The 21,964-nt window shown below is 34.4% G+C and carries 25 protein-coding genes and 1 tRNA gene; 23 read left to right on the top strand and 3 right to left on the bottom strand.

Annotation, left to right across the window (positions count from 1 at the left end):
• The first annotated feature begins 33 nt into the window (after nucleotides 1-33).
• From IPN41_03980 to IPN41_03950, 7 genes are all read left to right on the top strand, one after another.
• Nucleotides 34-2,322, top strand: coding sequence for a hypothetical protein (locus IPN41_03980; protein QQS60247.1), 2,289 nt, complete (start codon nucleotides 34-36; stop codon nucleotides 2,320-2,322).
• A gap of 80 nt (nucleotides 2,323-2,402) precedes the next feature.
• On the top strand, nucleotides 2,403-3,062 hold the full coding sequence (locus IPN41_03975; GenBank protein QQS60246.1) for a peptidylprolyl isomerase: 660 nt from the start codon (nucleotides 2,403-2,405) through the stop codon (nucleotides 3,060-3,062).
• A 141-nt stretch (nucleotides 3,063-3,203) separates the two neighbouring features.
• A tRNA-Ala gene (locus IPN41_03970) sits at nucleotides 3,204-3,274 on the top strand.
• Between the two features lie 168 nt (nucleotides 3,275-3,442).
• Nucleotides 3,443-3,784: an MscL family protein gene (locus IPN41_03965; protein ID QQS60245.1), complete on the top strand. Its 342-nt coding sequence runs from the start codon at nucleotides 3,443-3,445 to the stop codon at nucleotides 3,782-3,784.
• A 14-nt stretch (nucleotides 3,785-3,798) separates the two neighbouring features.
• The gene (locus IPN41_03960) at nucleotides 3,799-4,140 is read left to right on the top strand and encodes a phage holin family protein (protein QQS60244.1); all 342 of its coding nucleotides are present in this window, start codon (nucleotides 3,799-3,801) and stop codon (nucleotides 4,138-4,140) included.
• A gap of 6 nt (nucleotides 4,141-4,146) precedes the next feature.
• Nucleotides 4,147-5,367, top strand: coding sequence for a phosphodiester glycosidase family protein (locus tag IPN41_03955; protein QQS60243.1), 1,221 nt, complete (start codon nucleotides 4,147-4,149; stop codon nucleotides 5,365-5,367).
• Between the two features lie 31 nt (nucleotides 5,368-5,398).
• Complete coding sequence (locus IPN41_03950) at nucleotides 5,399-5,671, top strand: DUF167 domain-containing protein (GenBank protein QQS60242.1); 273 nt, start codon at nucleotides 5,399-5,401, stop codon at nucleotides 5,669-5,671.
• A 138-nt stretch (nucleotides 5,672-5,809) separates the two neighbouring features.
• Here IPN41_03950 and asnS read toward each other — a convergent pair whose 3' ends face one another.
• Nucleotides 5,810-7,102 (bottom strand): asparagine--tRNA ligase, encoded by a 1,293-nt coding sequence (asnS, locus tag IPN41_03945; protein QQS60241.1) that lies wholly within the window; start codon nucleotides 7,100-7,102, stop codon nucleotides 5,810-5,812.
• Between the two features lie 147 nt (nucleotides 7,103-7,249).
• Between asnS and IPN41_03940 the strand changes: the two genes are divergently transcribed.
• From IPN41_03940 to IPN41_03895, 10 genes are read left to right on the top strand one after another with little or no spacing between them, the layout of a single operon-like run.
• Complete coding sequence (locus IPN41_03940) at nucleotides 7,250-8,668, top strand: hypothetical protein (GenBank protein ID QQS60240.1); 1,419 nt, start codon at nucleotides 7,250-7,252, stop codon at nucleotides 8,666-8,668.
• Nucleotides 8,665-8,850, top strand: a complete 186-nt coding sequence (locus tag IPN41_03935; GenBank protein QQS60239.1) for a hypothetical protein — start codon at nucleotides 8,665-8,667, stop codon at nucleotides 8,848-8,850. The genes IPN41_03940 and IPN41_03935 overlap by 4 nt, the downstream gene beginning before the upstream one ends.
• Before the next feature lie 40 nt (nucleotides 8,851-8,890).
• Nucleotides 8,891-9,310: an HIT family protein gene (locus IPN41_03930; protein ID QQS60238.1), complete on the top strand. Its 420-nt coding sequence runs from the start codon at nucleotides 8,891-8,893 to the stop codon at nucleotides 9,308-9,310.
• Between the two features lie 7 nt (nucleotides 9,311-9,317).
• Complete coding sequence (locus tag IPN41_03925) at nucleotides 9,318-10,031, top strand: hypothetical protein (protein QQS60237.1); 714 nt, start codon at nucleotides 9,318-9,320, stop codon at nucleotides 10,029-10,031.
• Nucleotides 10,028-10,894, top strand: a complete 867-nt coding sequence (gene rfbD / locus IPN41_03920; protein QQS60236.1) for a dTDP-4-dehydrorhamnose reductase — start codon at nucleotides 10,028-10,030, stop codon at nucleotides 10,892-10,894. The genes IPN41_03925 and rfbD overlap by 4 nt, the downstream gene beginning before the upstream one ends.
• A gap of 37 nt (nucleotides 10,895-10,931) precedes the next feature.
• Nucleotides 10,932-11,657, top strand: coding sequence for an NTP transferase domain-containing protein (locus IPN41_03915; protein QQS60812.1), 726 nt, complete (start codon nucleotides 10,932-10,934; stop codon nucleotides 11,655-11,657).
• A gap of 5 nt (nucleotides 11,658-11,662) precedes the next feature.
• On the top strand, nucleotides 11,663-12,619 hold the full coding sequence (locus IPN41_03910; protein QQS60235.1) for a glycosyltransferase family 2 protein: 957 nt from the start codon (nucleotides 11,663-11,665) through the stop codon (nucleotides 12,617-12,619).
• A gap of 8 nt (nucleotides 12,620-12,627) precedes the next feature.
• Nucleotides 12,628-13,488, top strand: a complete 861-nt coding sequence (locus IPN41_03905) for a glycosyltransferase family 2 protein (protein ID QQS60234.1) — start codon at nucleotides 12,628-12,630, stop codon at nucleotides 13,486-13,488.
• Between the two features lie 14 nt (nucleotides 13,489-13,502).
• Nucleotides 13,503-14,555: a glycosyltransferase family 2 protein gene (locus IPN41_03900; protein QQS60233.1), complete on the top strand. Its 1,053-nt coding sequence runs from the start codon at nucleotides 13,503-13,505 to the stop codon at nucleotides 14,553-14,555.
• 48 nt (nucleotides 14,556-14,603) lie between these two features.
• Nucleotides 14,604-15,395, top strand: a complete 792-nt coding sequence (locus IPN41_03895) for a glycosyltransferase family 2 protein (GenBank protein ID QQS60232.1) — start codon at nucleotides 14,604-14,606, stop codon at nucleotides 15,393-15,395.
• 4 nt (nucleotides 15,396-15,399) lie between these two features.
• Here the strand turns inward: IPN41_03895 and IPN41_03890 are convergent, their stop codons facing one another.
• The gene (locus IPN41_03890) at nucleotides 15,400-16,761 is read right to left on the bottom strand and encodes a PEGA domain-containing protein (protein ID QQS60231.1); all 1,362 of its coding nucleotides are present in this window, start codon (nucleotides 16,759-16,761) and stop codon (nucleotides 15,400-15,402) included.
• Nucleotides 16,762-16,771: 10 nt separating this feature from the next.
• Nucleotides 16,772-18,034, bottom strand: coding sequence for a UDP-N-acetylglucosamine 1-carboxyvinyltransferase (gene murA, locus IPN41_03885; GenBank protein ID QQS60230.1), 1,263 nt, complete (start codon nucleotides 18,032-18,034; stop codon nucleotides 16,772-16,774).
• Nucleotides 18,035-18,119: 85 nt separating this feature from the next.
• Between murA and IPN41_03880 the strand changes: the two genes are divergently transcribed.
• The 6 genes from IPN41_03880 to IPN41_03855 all read left to right on the top strand — a co-directional run bounded on the left by IPN41_03880 (nucleotide 18,120) and on the right by IPN41_03855 (nucleotide 21,952).
• Complete coding sequence (locus IPN41_03880; GenBank protein QQS60229.1) at nucleotides 18,120-19,373, top strand: S41 family peptidase; 1,254 nt, start codon at nucleotides 18,120-18,122, stop codon at nucleotides 19,371-19,373.
• Nucleotides 19,374-19,388: 15 nt separating this feature from the next.
• Nucleotides 19,389-19,877 carry a prepilin-type N-terminal cleavage/methylation domain-containing protein gene (locus IPN41_03875; protein ID QQS60228.1) on the top strand — a complete coding sequence of 163 codons (489 nt, stop codon included), beginning with the start codon at nucleotides 19,389-19,391 and terminating at the stop codon, nucleotides 19,875-19,877.
• Nucleotides 19,878-19,881: 4 nt separating this feature from the next.
• Nucleotides 19,882-20,241, top strand: coding sequence for a hypothetical protein (locus IPN41_03870; protein QQS60227.1), 360 nt, complete (start codon nucleotides 19,882-19,884; stop codon nucleotides 20,239-20,241).
• Nucleotides 20,242-20,600: 359 nt separating this feature from the next.
• Nucleotides 20,601-21,137, top strand: coding sequence for a type II secretion system protein (locus IPN41_03865; protein ID QQS60226.1), 537 nt, complete (start codon nucleotides 20,601-20,603; stop codon nucleotides 21,135-21,137).
• A 7-nt stretch (nucleotides 21,138-21,144) separates the two neighbouring features.
• Nucleotides 21,145-21,378 carry a prepilin-type N-terminal cleavage/methylation domain-containing protein gene (locus IPN41_03860; protein QQS60225.1) on the top strand — a complete coding sequence of 78 codons (234 nt, stop codon included), beginning with the start codon at nucleotides 21,145-21,147 and terminating at the stop codon, nucleotides 21,376-21,378.
• Nucleotides 21,379-21,538: 160 nt separating this feature from the next.
• Nucleotides 21,539-21,952, top strand: a complete 414-nt coding sequence (locus IPN41_03855) for a hypothetical protein (GenBank protein ID QQS60224.1) — start codon at nucleotides 21,539-21,541, stop codon at nucleotides 21,950-21,952.
• Nucleotides 21,953-21,964 lie beyond the last annotated feature (12 nt).

The raw sequence follows: 21,964 nt of genomic DNA, 5'->3' as shown, positions 1-21,964 counted from the left end.
ACAGCTGGTGTGATATAATTGAGATATATTTATATGCTTGATCCTAATTTGGTTACTTATATTAGACAAACCTTAGCAGAAGGAATTCCACGAGACAAGATCCGGCAAGAGTTATTAAAAGTTGGGTGGGACTCAACTTTGGTGGAAGAGGCATTTAAGAGTATTGACGGGCTAAAGACTTTGAATAGTGGTTCAGGTTTAGTTTTTTCAGTATCCAAGTTTCCTCATTTTATTAAATGGGGTTTGATAGGTTTTGGTTGCTTAATTATTATTGGCGTAGCGGCTTGGTTTTTTAAAGATAAATTATTAAATATAAATATTAAGGAGGAAAAACAAGCAGTGGAAACATCCCAAGTTGAGCCAGCTCCTTTTCTTTTTATTGATGGTACATTAAAATTATTTGATTTTGAAGAAAAATTTGATCAAGGGAATTATTATATGCTTCCTAGTCCAGATGGTCGATGTTTTGCTATTATTTTCACGGAGAAAATAAATATTGATCAGCTAGATTATTCTGACTTCGAAACCTCCGATACATTGTTTAAACAGTATATTTGGTTTAATAAACAGATTGTTGGTCCTATTAGATTAGTATTGGATAAAGGATTTGAATCTGGTATCAATTTTAGTGATGATTGCACAACAATAGCCTTCGCTGCGCAGAAAGAGGATGGCCTTACATATATATATAAAAACGGGCAGCAAATAAATACTACTGGTATTGATATGCAGAGATACTCAGATTTCGCATTTGAACCAAAGACAAAGAAAATTTTTTATAAAGAAACTGATGGGGGAAAGGCATATATTTGGATAGATGAACAGAAGTTTGGGCCTTATTTGTCGTATTTTACAGAACTAGACCCAAGCTCCCTAAAATTTTCGACTGATGGCCTTCATTATGCATTAAAAATTAATGAATTTAATCCAGAGTATATAGAGTTTTTACAAACTAGATATGCATCAACTTTGCCTGAGATTCCAGGGTTTACTATAGATAAAAATTTAAGTTTTGAAGATCAAAAGAGACAGTATTTGAAAAAAATTGACGATCTGGCATTCCAAGACTCGCTTCAGACTTGGTCGTCAGAAGAATTTTTAAATATACAATTAGATCAAATGTCGAATGAAGAAAAATTAAAGAAAGAGTTTGAAAAAACCTCTTGGGTGGAAAGAAAATTTTTGTTAGTTGATGGACAGCCAACAGAACCTTTTCAGATCATTAATGATTTTCATTTTACTAATAAGGGAGAACTTCGATATATTGCTCGTAAGTCGGATGGAGATTATCTTTTTATTAATAATAGCTTACAAAAAATTGAGTCAGTTGTTCCTGAAGTTCCAGTTAGAAAAGTGTATAGTAATTTTAAATCTAGTCCTGATGGTCAGAAATATATGTATAGTTACGCAGATTCAGAGTCTCCTGTTGATTTAAACTTAGAAGAAATTAATAATTCTCTCGAATACTTACTCAAAGAAGAAGGCGATGAAAGCACAGCTAACAAAGTTTATTTTGGAGTTGTGAATGGTAAAAATGTTGGTAGTTCTACATTTGAGCCTTCGGGTAATGTTATTTTTAGTCCCGATAGTAAGCATATTGCATATATAGCATCTTCCAAAAAAGATACATATTATGTTATTTTGGATGATAAAAAATTTGGACCGTTCTCCGATTTTGCCAAGCTAGGTAGTTCAGAAACATGGTTTTTTGCCTTTGGATCTGATAATAAACTCTATTTTTTTTCTAACGATTATTCTAATGAATCGGTGGTAGAAGATACTGGATGTTTGTATATAAATGGTGAAAAACTAAATTGTCAAAAAGGTAACTTTAGCAATTTCGTTTTTGAGGGCAGTAGTGTTGCTTACATCCAAAAACATTTAGGTAAAATTAATGTTATCTTCAATACGACTACTTATGGGCCTTATGAAAAACAGCAGTTTGATTATCAAATTCCTATTATTAGTCCTGATGGCAACAAAGTTGCATATACTCAAGATAACAAGCTTTTTCTAAATGGTGAATATGTTGGTTTAAGAACTCCATTAGATGCAGTATATTGGACATTTAGTCCACTTAGACCATTCTTTACTCCAGATAGTCAACATATTGTATATACTAATTATCTTGAGGATGAGAAAATTGAAGTTAGGATGAATTCTATATTGATAGAGTTAATTGATCCCCAAAGTTTAAATGTTGATCCTGAAAAGCCCCTTTTCTATTTAACTCCTTCTCCAGACAAAAAAAGTGTATGGCTCGTCTATGTTGATAAATCTACCAAGGCAATGATGATACGAAATATCAATCTTGGCTTATAAGAAGTAATTGATCCATTTTTTAAATTTGCTAATTTTTTTAAAATAAGGTTAACTAAATGTAACTTATAAATTTTTAAAATATGAAAAAAACAATTTTTGCTTTACTTTTCATCCTAACTTTGTCAGGATGTACCAGTGCTAATAAAACAACTTATTATGATTCTTCAGGTAATAATACTGTCACAGAGCCAGTTGTACCTGAAGTTACAAAACAAACCCCTATGGCCCCATCAAATCAAACTGAAGACTTAACGAAAATTTATTCTGGTGCAACTCTAGTCACTACTAAAGGAAATATTGAGTTGGCTTTTTATGAAGAATCACCAATCACGGTTAATAATTTTTTGACCTTAGTCAAAGCTGGTTTTTATGATGGAACTTCATTTCACCGAGTAATTAAAGATTTTATGATTCAGGGAGGTGATCCAAATTCAAGAAATGCTGATCGTTCAACACATGGCATGGGTGGTCCAGATTATAAGTTTGGTGATGAATTTAATGACAAAAAATTAGTACGCGGTTCTTTGGCGATGGCTAACTCTGGACCAGATACTAATGGCTCACAGTTTTTTATTGTCACAGCCGAGTCAACTCCTTGGCTTGATGGCAAGCACACTAACTTTGGTTATGTAGTTTCTGGTATAGATGTTGTTGAAGCAATTGAGAAAGTTGCAGTCGATGCTAATGATCATCCAGTTGATGATATAAAGATTGAAAAGATTGAGTTAAAGATGAAATAGTGAGTTGTTGTTAAATACAGTTTACTTTTTGGAAGGTAGGTAAGATGTATCCAAAATTTATAAGGTTATTAGTAAAGTATACTATTTAAGAATATTGTATTTGTTTTATAACATTATTACTTTTAACTTTATAACTTTTGTGGGCTTATGGTACAGTGGTAACACACCGCATTCGCATTGCGGAGACGCGAGTTCGATTCTCGCTAAGTCCACTTTGATAGTGTATGTTATATGTCACTACGTGAGTGAGGTGTTATCAGAAAATTTTAATGAGATTATAATATACAATTCAAAAAAAGGAGAATAAGCAATAGCTATCACAAGCTATTGTTTTTCATTTGAAACAAAGTGTTTTGTGCGTTATACTACTAGTACTTGTTATGCGTAAAAAACTTCATGCTATAAGTGATAAAAGTATAACCTTTAGTCAGGGTTTAATGAGCTTTTTAAGGAAGTATTCCGTAATTGGCTTGGCTATTGGTGTGATAACTGCTCAAGCTTCAAAAGATGTTGTTGATGCTTTTGTTATTGGTGTTTTTACTCCTTTAATTAAACTGTTGGTGCCTGGAGATTTTACCAACTTAGTGTTTGTATTTCATGGGGTATCTTTTGATATTGGACGGATTTTAAATGCCGGATTAACATTTTTGATTATTATGGCTTTCTTATATTTTATAATTAAAACTCTTCTTAAAAATGATGAGTTACTTGATAAAAAATAATTTAAAATAATTATATGAATTTAATTTTAAAATGGTTTATTTCAACAGTTGCAATAATGTTAACAAGTTATTTATTGCCAGGGGTTTCTTTGACTGGATTTTGGGCAGCTCTCTGGACAGCTTTGTTTTTGGGACTAGTAAACTCGGTTATTAAACCTTTACTCATACTTTTAACTCTACCAATAAACATTGTAACTTTAGGGTTATTTACATTCGTTATAAACGCCGCTTTAATTCTTCTGGCCTCTACAGTGGTTAAGGGTTTCTCAGTCGAAGGTTTTTGGGTGGCTCTATTATTTAGTATTATCCTCTCTGTATTTAACTACTTTGCTAATACATTGTTTGCCAAAGATTAGTTCAGTATGACTAAAACTAAATTACGGTTTTTATTGTTAATAATTATTGTTTTTTTGTTTTGGTCACAAACTCCCACAACCAAAGCAGCATCGCTTGCCTCTCAGCTATCTGGTAGAATAGTTTTAAGTGTTGAAGAAAATGGTGAAGCTTGGTATATAAATCCCGCAAATTTAAGACGATATTTTTTGGGTCGGCCGGGTGACGCTTTCGCGGTTATGCGGCAGTTGGGGGTTGGAATTACTGAAGTTGATTTTCAAAAAATTGCTTCATCAGATATGCCAGTTAGTGGTGATCTAGAATTAACCAAGCGATTGTCAGGAAAAATTATTCTTCAAGTTGAAAAAAATGGCGAAGCCTGGTATATCAATCCAGTAGATTTAAAGAAATATTATCTTGGAAGACCTGATGATGCTTTTAGAATAATGCGCCAATTAGGTTTAGGTATAACTCAGCAAGACTTGGCGCTTATCCGTCGTTTAGAACCAACTCCAAGTATTAATACCTACAGTACATATCAGCGAAGAAGCGTTAATTCATCATTGGGAGTATTCACAGTTGATATAATTACCATTGATCTTAGTAATCCAAGATTAAAAATAAAAACTTTAGCTGCCTCGGATACAAATTGTCCGAGTAATTGTCCGGCAAAATCTTTAGCCTCATACTATTTTGGTGTAAAAGGATTTGCTGGTATCAATGGAACCTACTTTGATACCAGTGTCTCAAAGCGTAATTATTATTTTTTTCCGATTTATGATTCTGTGAAAAAAGTTTTTATTAACGCCGATCAATTAAAATATCCAACCACTGGACCAATTATGGCCTTTGATACAAATAATAAATTTTATTATTTTAAAGATAGTCGAGAGTTTAAGAGTGTTGCAGATTTTGAGCAAAATACACATTCAACATTGCAAGCAGCCTTTGGCAATAAACCTCGTTTAATTGAACAATCGCTTAATTATTTAATTGATTGGGAGGTTGATGAAAAACAACGAACCGTCAAGACTTTACGTAATGCTATTGGTTATGCCAATAATAAACTATACTTAGTAGTAGCCCACAAAGCAACCGTCGCAGATTTGGGGGAAATAATGATCTCACTTGGAGTTGAGTATGCAATTAATCTTGATGGTGGTGGTTCAAGTGCATTGATGTATGATGGAGAATATATTCTTGGTCCAGGTCGTAATATTCCAAATGCAATTATTTTTAGCGAAGAGTAATTTTTATTAACCAGAGAATGAATAAACTATTATGTTAGAACAATATAAAGAACAATTAGCTACCACTGGAGAAGTGATCATCAAAGTAAAAGTTCATGCCAAGGCACATGATACACGGATTAAATCAGTCTTAGCTGATGGAGTTATAAAGATTGACCTGCAAGTTACACCTGAGAATGGTAAGGGTAATGATGCTCTATTTACTTTTTTGTCAGAGGAGTTTGCTGTACCAGTATCGCATATTCAAATTTTAGTAGGTAAATTTTCGGCTGATAAAACCATAAAAATTTTAAAAGTAGATTGATAATTTTTTAAGATTTATTAGCACTAAAAAAATCGCTCTGAAGGCGGGGAGTTTCATTATTCCAGAGTTATAAAAAAATCGTCCGGTTAAATGACCAGACGTTTTTTTATATCATTAATGACTATTTTACTATGGGAATTAAGGAGTAATTCTATAAATTGTCCTTGGAAAAGGAATAGCTTCACGAATATGTTGGAGGCCACAAACCCAAGCGGTAATTCTTTCTAAACCAAAACCAAAGCCACCATGAGGAATGGAGCCGTATTTTCGTAGATCCAGATACCATTGATAATCTTCAACTTTTAAGCCAAACTCAATAATTCTTTTTTTCAATGTTTCGTAATCATCTTCTCTTTGTGAGCCACCAATAATTTCACCATAACCTTCTGGAGCTAAAAGATCAGCACCCAAAACACGTCCTTCGTCTTGTGGATCTCGTTTCATATAAAAAGCTTTTACTTCTGCTGGGTAGTGAGTAATGAAGAGAGGATTATCATATAATTTAGTGAGCATTGTTTCATCATCAGCTCCAAGATCATCGCGCTCACCAATATCTGAACCTAATTCTTTTAATTTTGCCACCGCCTCGCTATGAGTTATACGATAAAAAGGTTTTATAATATTTTGTAATGGTTTAATATCTCGTTCTAGAATTTCTAATTCGTATATATTTTTTTCTAATACTGCCTGTACCATGTATCTAATCAAGCCTTCTTGGGTTGTTAGGTTGTCATTTAAATCAGTAAATGCCATTTCCGCATCCATCATCCAAAATTCTGTTAAGTGACGACGGGTTTTAGATTTTTCTGCTCTAAAAGTTGGTCCAAAATCAAAGACGCGACCATGGGCATAAATTGCGGCTTCAATATATAACTGACCTGTTTGTGATAGATACGTTATTTGATCAAAATAAGAAACTTTAAAAAGGTCGGTGGTATTTTCACCGGCATTGGCTGTGATGATTGGAGAGTCAATTTTAATAAAATTATTTTTTTCCAAAAATTCATAGGTTGCCTGGATTAAGGTATTGCGGACACGTTGAATTGCCCATTGTTTTTGTGATCGGAGCCACAAGTGACGGTTATCCAAAAGAAAATCAATTCCATGATCTTTGTTTGAGATTGGATACTCTTCAGCAATTTGGTAATAGTGTAGATCTGTAACCTGAAGTTCATATTCTTCTTTTTTTGGATGTTTTGAAACTTTCCCTGTTAGACAGACAGAAGATTCTTGAGTCACTTTTTCTACCAATGCCCATTGCTCAACCGAGAGTTCATCGGAAGATAAAATTGCCTGACAAAAACCAGACCCGTCTCTAATTTGCCAAAAAGCAATTTTTCCAGACGATCGAAAATTATGCACCCAGCCATTGATAGTGACTTCCTGACCAACAAGCTGACTTAGATTTTTTATAAGAAATGTATTTTCCATAGATTGAATTTCTTGATTATCTTACCAGATAAAGGTTAAAAAATCAAGATAAAATATGCTTTTTTTGATAAAAGAGTCAGTAGAGGCTCTGGTTAAGAAAGGGGTATATGACTTCTTATTTTTAACCTTCCTTGATATGATACTAGTATGAAAATAGAGAAAAAAATTAGAATAATGTGGGTCAGTATTTTGCTTGTCACTATAGGGTTTTTACTATGGAAATTTGTCGCCCCTTTTGGAAAAATAGATTATAGTACTGATTTTTCTAAATATAATTATTTTATCAGTGAGCTAACACCAAAGGATAGATTAGTTGAAGGGGATAGCCAAGTTAATAATGTAATACAGGCTGAGCCAGTTTATTTTTATTTGAAAACTCTTCGTCCTTTTGACACAGCTAAAGTTACTCTTCATTATTCAAATCCCGCATCATTAATGGAGTTAGGAATCTGTCGTGATAAGGCTCAATGGAATTTTGAACGCCAGCCAATTTATTTTGAAAAACTTGAAGAATTGGCCACCTCTGATCAGACATTAAAAGAGAACGGATTATTATTATGGCAAAAGGAGAAAAAGTATGGATCAATAAATGATTTTATAAATAACCCTCCTTCAATAGAAAAAATTGGAGTTTATAATTATAATCTCCCTTTAGCTTTTACTTTAAATAATTATAATGTGCTTCCGGTGTCACAAAATTTTTTACTCGGAGCTAAGGGTAGTTACTCACTTGTGACCTATAGTAAGGGTGAGCCGATCAATTTAACATTTGTGGTAAGGAAAAAAAATAAAGAAAGGACTGACTCAAAAATAACAGTCTCAGCTTATAATTTTGAAGGTCGGATTATTCAAACAGACACTATAGATTGGCAAGCTTCTTCAATGACATCAGATCTTGAATATAAGGAAATTATTTTTAACCTGGAGGCTATCTCGCCTGGGGCATATCGAATTGAATTTAAAACTGATAATGAAGTTGAAACTGAAGGTATCATAACTAAACAGAGTGTTTTGTCAGTAGTAGGTAATCTTCAACTCTCAGATTTTTCAAGATCTAATTTTTCTATTTTTACTGATGCCACAAATATTACCTTTCAAACAATTAACCCTAAAAATGTTCAGAAAATAAAAGTAAATGAGCAAGATGTGGATTTACGTGAAACCTATAAACAATTTTCGCTTAAGCTGGAAGACCAGACTAGAAATATCAAAGAAATAAAACTTGAAAAAGATGATGTTCAGTTGGCTGGAAATGGAGTTTTTGCCCTTACATCAACTGAGATTATTAATCCGTTTCCTCGTCAATTTACGAACACTATAAACTTAGAAGCTTCGGGATTAGAGTATGTTCTGGCTAAGTATGAGCCTGTTGGTCAAAATAGCACCGGAAAGCGAACAATTTTATTTGAATTAAATCAAACTTGTCTGGATAAAGATCGTTATCCCTTTTTAATTTCCCTGCCAGATATAGAAAATCAAAAACCAGTTGAAATAAGAAATATCGAAATAAGTCTTGAGGGTAAAAATATTATTCAAATTCTAGAAAGGCTATGGAATCGTTTATGAAGGATATGCAATATATTGTACTTAAAGAAATTCACCTTGCAATTACTATTAGTTTATTAGTTTTTGTAATACTTGAGTTTATCCGACCAGGAATTGTTAGTTCATATATACAGCTTAACTATTGGTTGATAGGGTGGATTATCAGTGGTATACTGATAGTATATTCTAAAAAAAATACGTAAGGTATTTTATAGACTTTATTATTTAACTGCTAATGTTTTTATGGAAAAAACTATTTTTTCAAAAATTTCAGATCATGAAATTCCGGCTCATATTATTTATGAGGATGATGTATTCATGGCCTTTTTAGATATTTTGCCAATTGAACCTGGACATGTAATTGTTATTCCAAAAGAAGCTTACCCTGATTTAGAATCAATGCCAGTTGCATTGCTTGGTAATTTTTTTGCTATTGTTCAAAAAATTGGGGCAGCTATTTTAAGCGGGCTTGGAGTTGTTGGTTATAGTTTAATGCTTGATAATACTGATAGCAAAAGTGGTATTAGCCCTCATATTCAACATGTTCATTTTCATGTTATTCCAAGACGGAAAAGTGATGCTTTGGATAGTCGACCACAGGGCGCTTATGACGATGGTCAAGCTGAGGACTATCTTGTTAAAATTAAGAATGCCTTGACCTAAGCGTAATATGAATACTTCATCGCCCATGATTATTATAGGAATTTTGTTTAGTAAGAACCCCCAGTGGCGTTCTTTGCTGACTACAATTCCTGCAACATTAGATAACCAGCTTGGGTTATTTTTACAGGGGATGGGCCTTGAAGATCGCAAGGAAATTTATCGATTATTTGAAGCTAGTTCAATAAAAAAAATTCCCTATGTGCAATTAGCATCTGACACTCAGGAGTGGGAAATTAAATTTTTTGTAGAAAAATTTTCAACTTCAGTTTTTAGTTTACCGGCTGTGCCAACATCACTTCCGATTATTGATCATTGGCCATTGCCGACCATCCCTTGCTTATTAGAAAATGCTTCTTTAGAGATTAAAGATTCAATTTTTACGATGGAGACAATGAGTCGTCCTGCAGTTAAGGGAGTTTGTTTAAATATTGGTGCTTTAGAAACAAAGCGTTTACGTCAGCCTAAACTATATCAAATTGACATTGCTGTTCTTGATCATCAAACAGTTAGTTGTGTTTTAGTTTCACCAATTCCACATTCAACAATTGGTCGTTTACTTGCTAAACCAAACCGTTTGCAATCCTTAAGTGATTTACGATATCTAAAACATTTTCCACCTAAATATTTTTCAACTATGATGGTGTTGCAATTAGATAATTCTTTTGCTGAACAGTTAGAAGTTAAATTATACCTAACCTCAGTTTTTGGAGGTAGCGTATGAAAATTCTTCTCCTTGGTGCTAAAGGAAATTTAGGAACAGTTTTTTTAAACAGTGCTCTTGATTACCCAGAGCATTCTTTTATTGGTTGGGATAAGGAGGATATTGATGTTACTGATACCAGTTTATTAAATAAAAAAATTTCTGAAATAAAGCCAAACGTTATTATAAATACCGTTGCCTATAATGATGTTGATAAATGTGAAACCAATGAAGAGTCCGCAGCTTTAGCCGAAGCTCTTAATGTTCAATTAGTTCGTTCTTTAGCTGAAGTTGCTATTGAGCATAATTGTATGTTGCTTCACTTCTCAAGCGACTATGTTTTTTCCGGTGACGTTGAGACTGGCTATAGTGAAACCTCTGAACCAAGTCCTATTAATATATATGGTCAAAGTAAATTAAAGGGTGAAAAAGAACTTATTTCCTTAAGTGGTAAAGGTTTGCAGTGGTATGTAATTAGAACCGCTCGTTTATTTGGAACAAAAGGCAGTGGTGAAAATGCCAAGCCAACTTTTTTTGAACAAATGCTCCAAATTTCAAAACGAGAAACAACTATCTCAGTAGTTACTGACGAGTATGGTTGTTTTACTTATACACCTGATCTAGTAGTAGCTTCATTAGATCTTTTGACAAGTGGTAGTGGGTATGGAATATATCATGTAACTAATGAGGGCACTTCTAGTTGGTATCAAGCAGCACAATATTTTTTTAATCAACTTAAAATTGCTGTTAATCTACAGCCAGTGTCTGGTCAAGTATTTTTACGACCAGCCAAGCGACCTGCTTATTCAGGCCTTTTAAATACAAAATTACCAAAACTCCGGCCATGGCAAGAAGCAGTGGACGAATACTGTAAAAAGTTGTAAGCTTTACCGAATAGTTTGTAAATAAATAAAGTGTATGATGAAGGGCATGATTTTAGCGGGCGGACGTGGAACACGTCTCCAGCCGTGCACTAATGTTACTAGTAAAACCCTACTGCCGGTCTATAATCGGCCGATGGTTTATTACCCTCTTAATACGTTACTGAAGGCGGGGATACGGGATATATTATTTATTATTAGTCCTGATCACGCAGAAGATTTTCATGAATTACTTGGGGATGGAAGCAAATTTAATGCTTCTTTTAGTTATGAGATTCAAGACCCACCTCGAGGTGTTGCCGAAGCTTTTATCATTGGTGAAACATTTATTGGAACCAATGATATTACTATGATCTTAGGAGATAATCTTTTTGTTGACGATGTATCGGCGGAAATTAAAAATTTTAAACATGGGGCAAAAATTTTTGCAAAAACTGTTCCCGATCCAGAACGTTTTGGGGTTGTTGAAATGGATGGAGATGGCAAAGCAATTTCTATTGAAGAAAAACCAAAGCAACCAAAAAGTAATTTATGTATTACTGGTTTATATATTTTTGATTTCCGAGTGATTGAAATAGCTAAACAGGTAACGCCAAGCAGTCGAGGAGAATTAGAAGTTACTGACTTGCAACGATGGTATCTGGATAAGGGTGAGTTAGAGGTACGAATGATTCAGAACGAATGGATTGACGCTGGCACCTTTGAAAGTTTATATGCTGCTCAGAAGTTGGGTCGCGATAGGTTGCAAGACACAATGATTATTTAAATTATATGAATACAGCTTCTGAAGTTCCAAAAGTTTGGGTCGGTTTTTTGGCCTATGGTAATGATACCGCTGTCTATTTACCATATTTTTTACAAAGTCTGCAAAGACAAACGCATACCTCAATCCAGATTGTTTGTTTTGATAATAGTCCAGAAGCTGATAACGAAAATTCAAGATATTTAAAAAATTATCCCGCGATACAACTCTACCGACGTGGTGACAATATTGGCTTTAGCGCTGCTTACAATATATTAATTGCCGAAGCAATTGCCAGAGGTGCAGAGTATTTTTTTGTGGTAAATCCTGACACACTACTTGAGCCGGACGTGATTGATAGATTGGTAATAACCTTAGAAAGAAATAATCATTGTGCATCTGTTAGTCCAAAAATTTTAAAATGGAACTTTAAGGCTCATATTAAAACTTCAATTATTGACAGTTGTGGTTTAGTTTTAAAGCCGGGTCTGGTCTTTAAAGATCTTGGACAAGGGGAAGAAGATAAAGAACAATATGATCAATCACCAATCCTTGGTCCATCAGGGGCAGCTGGTTTATTTCGTTTATCTGCACTGCAGACAATTCAAGTTAAAGATAATTTTTTTGATGAGTTTTTATTTATGTACAAAGAGGATTGTGACTTAGCTTATCGGTTGTCTTTAGCTGGGTATAGTTCTCAATTAGTAAGTAGCGCCATCATGTATCATGACCGAACTGTGAGCGGTGGCACAATTTTTCAAAGATTTTTTAGTCGTAGACAAAGATCTAAGGCAGCTAACCGATATTCTTTTGTTAATCAACATTTTCTCTATATTAAATATTGGCAACGACAAGTTTTAAGTAGTAAACTTCGTATTATTGTTGCTATAATTATGAGATTTTTAGAAGCTTTATTACTTGAGCAATATTTGTTAGGTAGTTATCGTTATATTTTCAAAGGTGCGCCTCAGGTCAAAAAATATTAATGTTTTATATGGACTTTTCAATCATCATTGTTTCTTGGAATGTAAAAGAAACTTTACGAGAAAATATAAAAACTATTTTAGGCAGTAGCCAACATAGTACTTTTGAAATTATTGTTATTGATAATGGTTCAAAAGATGGAACTGTGAGTATGCTACAATCGGATTTTCCAAATGTTCATTTGATTGTTAATCAAGAGAACCTTGGTTTTGCTAAAGCTTGTAATCAAGGTCTTAAAATAGCTAAAGGGGACTTTCTGATTTTGCTTAATCCTGATATGAAGATTTTCCCGGACACCTTAGAAAATCTTAAGCTGTGGCTCCAAACAAATCCGCAAGCTGATGTCACTGGCATTAGTTTAATTGATGAGCAAGGTAAAACAGTGCCTCATGTTCGTCACTTTCCATCAATTAAGGATCAAGTGGCTATCATATTAAAGTTACCACATATTTTCCCATCTCTGCTTCACTCGTATTTACAAACAGATTTTAATTATTCCAAAGCCTCTCAAGTAGACTCAGTGAGGGGAGCCTTTTTTGTGATTAGAAAATTATCACTAAAAAAATTTGGCCTTCTTGATGAGCGATATTTTTTGTGGTTTGAGGAAGTTGATTATTGCCAAACAGTTAAACAACAAGGAGGCCAGGTGTGGTATACACCAGCAGCTAAAGCCATTGATTATATTGGTCAAAGTTTTATACAGCTACCTCGTGCCAAAAAACAAATATATTTTCGTAATAGCATGATTGCCTATTTTAAAAAATGGAAATCACCTTGGCAAACCAAAGTCCTGTCTGCCTCTTGGTTACTGGCGGAAGTTATTGTTAAGATAGGGGATAGATTGCATCTTAAGTCTAAAACCAGAACTTAAAATATATCAAGGCTATGACAAAATCTTTAGCAGTTATTATTAGTCCAAATTATCAAGATTATGCCAAGATGTTTTTGGCAGATTGTTTGCAGAGCTTAGAAAAACAAACTTTCCAGGATTTTGATATTTTTTTAATTGATAATGAAACGAGTGATGAAAGTTATTCATTATTACAAACCTTAGCGCCAAGGGCTCAGATTATTCGTTGTGCTGATAATAAAGGTTTTGCTGGCGGAAATAATCTGGCTCTAAAAGAAATTTTGAAAGCTGATTATCAGTTTGTTTTTTTAGTTAATATGGATACAGTTATTGATCCTGATTGTTTGCATTTATTACTCAAGGCGGCTGATTTAAATACACAGGCTGGTGCTCTGCAGGCGCGATTGATGTTGCATCCTCAAACTGAGTTGGTGAATAGTCTTGGTAACGAGACCCACTTTCTTGGTTTTGGGTATGCCAAGGGATACTTAGAAAAATATACTGGTCTAGAAAATAATACGTCACAAATAGCCTATCCATCCGGGGCCGCTGTGTTGCTTCGAACTGATGTCTTACGAAAGGTTGGTTTATTTGATGAAGAAATGTGGATGTATAATGAGGACCAGGATCTTGGTTGGCGAATATGGCTGGCTGGGTATAGATGCTTAGTTGTTTTGGATGCAATTGTTTATCATAAGTATGAATTTAATCGTTCAATACAAAAATATTATTGGATGGATCGAAATAGAATTATAACGATTATAAAAAATTATCATTGGTTAACCTTATTGTTAATTCTTCCGGCATTTATGGTAATGGAGATTGGGTTAACTGTATTTTCTCTTGAGTCAGGATGGTTTAAAGACAAATTAAAAGTTTGGAAATATTTTCTATCAAAACAAAACTGGAAACTATTATTACAAAAGCGACGCCAAATTCAATCATCAAGAATAATTAGTGAAAGAAAAATTGCTTCCCTTGTTACGGGGAAAATTTGGTATCAAGAAATTGGGAGTTGGAAATTACGAGTAGCCAATCCATTTTTTCAGTTGTATTGGTGGTTTGTCAAAAAAGTGATTATTTGGTAGAAATTATTACCATAGACAGGCTTATAGATATTGCCTATTATAACTCACATGGATATTAGTATAATCATTGTTAATTATAAAAGTAAGGGGCTAACTCTTAATTGTGTTAAATCAATTGAAGAGGCTGATTTTGGTAATCTCCGGCATGAAACTCTGGTAATAGATAATAATTCTGGTGATCGTTTAGGAGAAATCTTAGCCTGGCAGCACCCAGGAGTTATTTTTATTCAGAGCCCTATTAACACAGGCATGGGGGGTGGGAATAATATTGGTCTTAGTCGAGCACAAGGAAAATATGTAGTTGTGATGAATCCGGATACATTAGCTTTTAAGGATACTTTTATACAGTTATATAATTTTATGGAGGCGCATCCAAAGGTTGGTATGGCCGGTCCAAAACAATTTAATCCCGATCGTAGTGTTCAGAATTCACGATATCGATTTCCAAAAATTTTTACCTTACTGTATAGACGGACTTTTTTGGGTAGACTACCTTTTGCAAAAAAGTCGATTGCTCATTTTATGATGGACGACGTCAGTAAAGATCACCACCATGAGGCTGAATGGTTACTTGGATCTTGTTTGTTTATTCGAGCTAAAGCTTTAAAAGAAGTCGGCTATTTTGATGAACGGTTTTTCCTTTACTTTGAAGACACTGATCTATGTCGCCGGTTTTGGGAAAAGAATTGGCAAGTTATGTATTACCCGGAGGCTAATATTATTCATAATCATAATCGCGCTAGTGCTGAAAATCCATGGTATGCATTTTTTCTCAAGCGTGCCAGTCGTCAACACTTACTATCTTGGTTAGCCTATTTAAAAAAATGGCGTTTACAATAAAGACTTAGAACTCAAGTTTAAAAATTCCAAATTGATTAGTATTGTTACCGACGAAGTAAAGATCACTTTCATTAACAAGTAATAAGTTTGAGATTTCTATGTTTGATAATAAGGTAACTGTTTGACTAAATATTTGGTCAGTGGTTGGGATAATTTTTAGACTGTCTTTTGTCGCAAAAAGAATTTCGTTATTTTTTGATAATTGTCCCAGACCAATTACAACTTCACCAAATCGTGAAATCAGATTTTCTTGGTTATTATTCCATTCTCGTATTTCAAAGGGTGTTGCATACAACACCTTATTTTTATTCCACCAACCAACGGTATAATTTTTGGCTACTAAGGTGACTCGGGGTGAAAAAAATAAAGGCAATGGTTGTTCAAGTAAATAGAGGTCTTTTTTCTGGGTTTCAAGAAGTAGAATTTTATTTTTGGCATCATTAATAAAATGATAGGTTCCTTCAGGAAGAGTAGCGGTTGTTTCTTTTTTTGGAGATCCAGGATATAAAACTACAATTTCAGCTCCTAGTTTTTTCTTAATAACAAAGTAGATATGATTACCATCAACCTTATAATCATATAAGTCTCCGGATTTAAGGAGAGAATTAATATTAATTATTAATTCATTTTTTTTATTAAAAAATGAAAATTTGTAAATTTGATTTTTTTGAACATAATAAATTTGGTCGTGACTATCACTATCCCATCGAACAAAATTTGGTTGGAAACTTAAACTTTCCGTTAGATTTGCGATTAATTCACCTTGACGGTTAATAACATACGTATCATTGAAAACAAAAACTTCTTGGTCATTAGACCAAAAAATTGAAGTGTTGTTTGTGCTCTCAATATTCAAATTAAATTGCTTTCTCTCGGGGACTTGGATGATAGTTATCGAGGGGCTTCTAAGGCTTATGACGGTTCTTCCATCTGGCGAAATTAATAATTGTTGTTTTTGATCTAGGTTTGTTTGTAGCTCTGGGGTTGCCTGTTTAAAAAGTCGGATTGGACCAATATTAGTAACTTCGTTGGCTCTGACAGTGGCTTTTTTCTCCCAAGGTATATAGCCTTCCAAGTCTAGTCGGACTACATAATTAGCTGGGGCTAAATTGGTTAAGCGAGTATTGGTTTTTGGAACCGCGTTTTTGTTGATTAGTTGGTTAACGAAAAGAGTTGGGCGTTTGTTATTTAATAAAATACTGGCGTTACTTGGTTCGCTTTCAATGATCATGGATCCGGTTTTTTGTATTTCAAATCGACTCCAGTTAATGGTCCGTCCAGTTGCAAATAATAGAGCAAAGGGGGCAATTAATAAAAATAAAAAAATAAATGAATAGAAAAGAAGACGTCTTTGTTTTAATGACATAACAAATATTTTAGTCAGCTCGTTCAATGTCTACACCAATTGATTGTAATCTTTTTTCAATATCTTGATATCCACGCTCAATTTGATAAATATTATCAATTTTTGTTGTTCCTTGAGCAATAATGCCCGCAATAATCATTGAAATTCCTGCACGAAGATCTGGAGAGGTTAAGGATTTTCCATGAAGCTCTGTCGGTCCTTGAATAACTACACGATGTGGATCACACATGGTTATATTGGCTCCCATTTGAGTTAACATGTCGGTAAATAAGAGGCGTCGATCATAAATTGTTTCATGAATAAGTGAAGAGCCGTGTGCTTGTGTCATCAGAACCGTGAAGGGGGATTGTAGGTCGGTTGGAAAACCAGGGTATTCGTGAGTTTTAATGCTATAGGCTGGCAGTTCTTTGGGGAAAGAATTAATTGAAAGCCAATCTTTGCCTTGAGTAAAGCCAATCCCCATTTGTTTAAAAATCGTCAATAAAATTTCTATGTGGTTAGGACAGCAATGTGTAATACTGAGTGGTGAGCGGGCAGCTGCGGCCAAGATTGCAAAGGTTCCTGTTTCAATTCTATCGGGCATAATTTCAAAATTACCTCCTTGAATTTTTTTAACACCCTCAATGGTAATGGTTGATGTCCCAGCTCCAGAAATTTTTGCACCACAACGGTTAAGATGGTTAGCTAATTCAAAAATTTCTGGTTCGCAGGCACAGTTTTTTAAGACGGTTGTTCCTTTAGCTAAGACAGCGGTCATCATTAAACTTTCAGTTCCAGTTACAGAAATTTTTGTAAAGAAATATGTGTTGCCTTGTAAGCGTTGAGCTTTCAAATGATACCCGTCATCTTCGATGGACACTTCGGCGCCGAGACATTTATATCCTTCAAGAAATAAATCAATTGGACGTGTGCCAGCCCCAATAACACAACCACCTGGGTGAGGGAAGACAACTTCTCCTGTTCGAGCCAGCAATGGTCCAACGAACATGATTGATGCTCGGAATTTATTTGCTAGATGTGGGTCAAGTGACTGTTTTGAGATTGTTTTTAATTGCAGAGTTGCTTGATCGCCATTAAGTTGAATTTCTCCACCCAGAGATGCAAAAACTTCAAGTGAGCGCTTTGTATCTTCAATATCCGGAAGATTTGAAATAACTAAAGGTTCGTCAGAAAGAATTGCTGCTGGAATTATTTTCAAGGCGGCATTTTTTGCCCCACCAACCTTGATTTCACCACCTAATGGGCGCTGTCCTTTAATGATAAATATAGACATATTGCTTGTTATTGTAGCTTAAGAATTGATATTTTTCAACTAGTAACTTTGTTAGACCCCACATAAATATGATATACTCTATATTATGGAAATTGACTATTCACATCATGGAGCGCCGGTAAGGCGTTCTTCAAAAATCACTTGGTTTCTTATTTGTCTTGCCATAGCTGGTCTGGCTTTTGGGGGTGGCTTTTTTCTTGGTGGTCGCTCATCAATAGCTTCTGGAGAAAATGTTTTTTCTGGTTTAGTAACCGGGAAACTAGAGCGTAATAGTAGTGGTAAGGATATTGATTTTAAACTTTTCTGGGAGGTCTGGGACATTGTTAAAAAAGAATATGTTGACGCTGATGCCTTAACTGAGAAAAAATTATTTTATGGAGCTTTACAAGGTTTGGTCCAGTCCACTGATGATCCTTACTCAGTTTTTCTTAATCCAGAGGAAGCTAAAGAATTTGATCAAGATTTAGCCGGCACTTTTGAAGGTATTGGAGCTGAGATTGGATATCGGAATGAAATTTTAACTATCATGGCACCGATTGAAGATATGCCAGCGATGAAAGCCGGTGTTAGAGCCGGTGATCAAATATATAAAATTAATGGTGAGACCACCACAAATTTTTCTTTAGAGGAAGCAATAAAGAAAATTAGAGGACCAAAAGGTACAACTGTAACTTTAACTTTGTTGCGAGCCAAAGAATCAAAGCCAATTGATATTTCAATTGTCCGCGACACAGTAATAGTAAAAAGTATTAAAACAACCTGGCTTGAGAAAGAGCAGATCTTTGTTATAAAAGTGTATAATTTTAATGATGATACAACGAACTTGTTTAACCAGGCAGTCAGTGAGGCTTTGCGAAAGAAATCAAAAGGTTTAGTGCTTGATTTGCGAAATAACCCAGGTGGATATCTTGATACTGCAGTGGCCATGGCTAGTGCTTGGATACCTGAGGGCAGTATTGTCATTGAACAGTTTGGTGATAACAGAAACATTGAACATTCAGCTACCGGCAATGCTCCTTTGGTTGATATGCCAACAGCTGTTTTAGTAAATCAAGGTAGTGCTTCAGCTTCAGAAATTGTTGCCGGAGCTCTTAAGGATTATGGCAAAGCAATTTTGATTGGTGAAAAAACTTTTGGTAAAGGCTCGGTGCAAGTTTTGCGAGATTTAAGTGACGGTTCAGTTATCAAAGTTACTACAGCCAAATGGTTAACTCCTAAAGGTTCATATATTCATGAAACAGGCATTGAACCAGAAATTATAATTGAACGAACTTCCGAAGATCGGGCAGCTAATAAAGATCCGCAACTTGACCGGGCTATTGAAGAGTTACAAAAATAAAAAATGTATTAGTATATGATACTAAGGCAATCACAAAAAAAACTTCCGGGCTTTACCTTGGTAGAAATAATAGTTGTTTTAGGAATTGTTGCTATTATTATTGGTTTGGGTTTGGTAAATTTTCGGGCATCTAATGATTCTTCAACGGCCTTCTCATCTAGCCGAGATTTACTTGCAAGTGATTTACGATTAGCAGCTGATAAAGCTTTGAATGGTGAGCGGTTTCAGGGAAAAGATCCAATTGGTTGGGGGGTGCAATTTGTTGGTGGATACAATACCTATACAATATTTGCAGATTTGGATGGCGATAGAACCTATGATTCAAATGAAAGATATAAATTTGTTGAACTTAACTCTGATTTAAAAGTATATCCTTCCTATGGTGGCGTGACGACAGGCTCAGTTTTGTTTAATGCTGGAACCGGAAAAACCTATTTTAATAATACTGAATTAGGAATTACTTCAACAACTTATTTATTAATTAACTTATTAAATAAAAAATAATGCAGTGGTAAATCTTTGGAGATTACTCCCGGCAGGTACGGTTTCGATTGCACCAGCACTTAAAACATCTATTTTGCCAGATTCTATAACTGGATTAATAGCTTGGTGGAAGGCTGATGCTCTGACTTTAAATAATGGAGTTCGAGTTAGCTCTTGGACTGATTCAAGTACGTCTGGGAGGAATGCTACACAAAATAATGACGATTTTCGCCCAACCTTTATTACAAATGAAGTTAATTCTCTACCGGTGGTGAGGTTTGATGGGGTGAACGATAATTTAAATCTATCTATAATATCAACATTGAAGACAGTATTTGTTGTTATGAAATGGGCAGATCCTACAAATTACAGGCCCATATTTTAGGAGATACTGATGGTGCTAACACGCCTTTTATTGTGATACCTAATCAAACTGCAAGTCAAGATTAGTCAGTGATTGGGCTTGGAGTACTAGGTAAGAACCGGAGGAATCTTTAATAATGGAACGCTAATTAACTACATCTACCTTGATGAGAGATAAAGCAAATTTTCAAATTATTACCCATAATGCCAGCACATATGCTATGTTTTCAATAATATTGGAAAAAGCGCTAATCTAATTATTCTACTCAAGCTGATTATGCCGAAGTGATTGTGTATAATACTCTTCTCAGTTCATCTGATCGTCAAGCTGTGGAGGAATATCTTTCGTTTAAGTATAATATCCCTCTTAGTTATTAGTGTATGAAAAAAAATAAAAATGGTTTTACATTAATTGAGGTGGTAGTTTCAATGGCTCTTTTAATCTTGGTTTTTGGTGGTCTGATTGGGGTAATGATTTTAAGCCAAGAAACTAAAATTAGTACAAAAAATAATTTGATTGCTAATAATCTAGCTCAAGAGGGAATTGATTTAGTTCGGTTTATTCGTGATCAGAATTATGATAATAAAGAAGAGGATGTTTTTTTAGGTATCTATACGAATGATGACAAACCCTATAGTTTTACTATTATGACTGATCCTGGTGGCTTGATTACTATTGATGCTTTTTCTGATGGTAGTGTAAAGAATTCTGATGCATTAAAAATTTTTAATCATCGATATATATATACAGCAGATTTGACTGCTATAAATACTCCCTTTCGTAGAGTGATTACCACAACCTATAATGCCGGAGCCACACCGCCTCATTTAGCAGTAAAATCAGAAGTGTATTGGCAGTCTGATAATAAACAAAATACAATTACCATTCAGGATGAATTAACTGATTGGCGTCCTTAGTTATAATATGACTTTATATAATAAAATAATCGGTAATAAAGGATTTACACTCATTGAATTAATGATTGCTATGGCTTTGTTTGTGACAATGATGGTAGTAGCCACGGGTTTATTCGGGCAAGCGGTTGATAATCAACGAACAACCACTTCACAAAAAAATTTGCATGAAAGTTTAAGTTATTCATTAAATTTTTTAAAAACTGAAGTCGCGGGAGCCAAACAATCGTTAAAGAATTGGTGACAGTTTAACTTATTGTGGCGGAGCGAGTAGTGGTGATCTATTTTTTTATACACCGTCCAGAAATTTTTTAGGAAGTACTGTTAAGGATTTATATTTTATAAATAAAAATGAACAGTGTGTTCGTTATTTTTTACAAGTTGATAATAATGGTGTAACTCGCTTGGCAGTTACTCGTAATGGATTACCTGTTTTTCCATACTCTGTTTACCTTAATGCTAGTGATTCAACAATGCTTGATTTTGATGTTGATGTCATTGCCTTAGATGGAGCTACTAATAAGTATAAGTCAGCTAAATTAACAATGTTTCTAGCCGCTGAGCCTGTTGATGGCTCATCAAATGAAATCCTACGCTTACAAACAACTGTGGCCTTGACTCCCTTTGTTTGTGGACAAACGATTTATGATCGTGATAGTTTTTCTTATAAAACAGTTCAGATTGGTAATCAGTGTTGGATGGCGGAGAATTTAAAAACAAAAACCAAGCCAAATGGAGCTTGTATAAATTCGGGCGCTAGTTTTATTGCCCCTCAATGTACCAAAACTGTGAGTAATATAGTATACGAAGTGTGGTGAAAATGGTTCAGG

Source organism: Candidatus Falkowbacteria bacterium, assembly GCA_016699775.1.
In the GTDB taxonomy this organism is placed as follows: Bacteria; Patescibacteriota; Patescibacteriia; order Patescibacteriales; family Patescibacteriaceae; genus Patescibacterium; species Patescibacterium danicum.
This window is presented reverse-complemented; position numbering and strand designations above follow the sequence as displayed.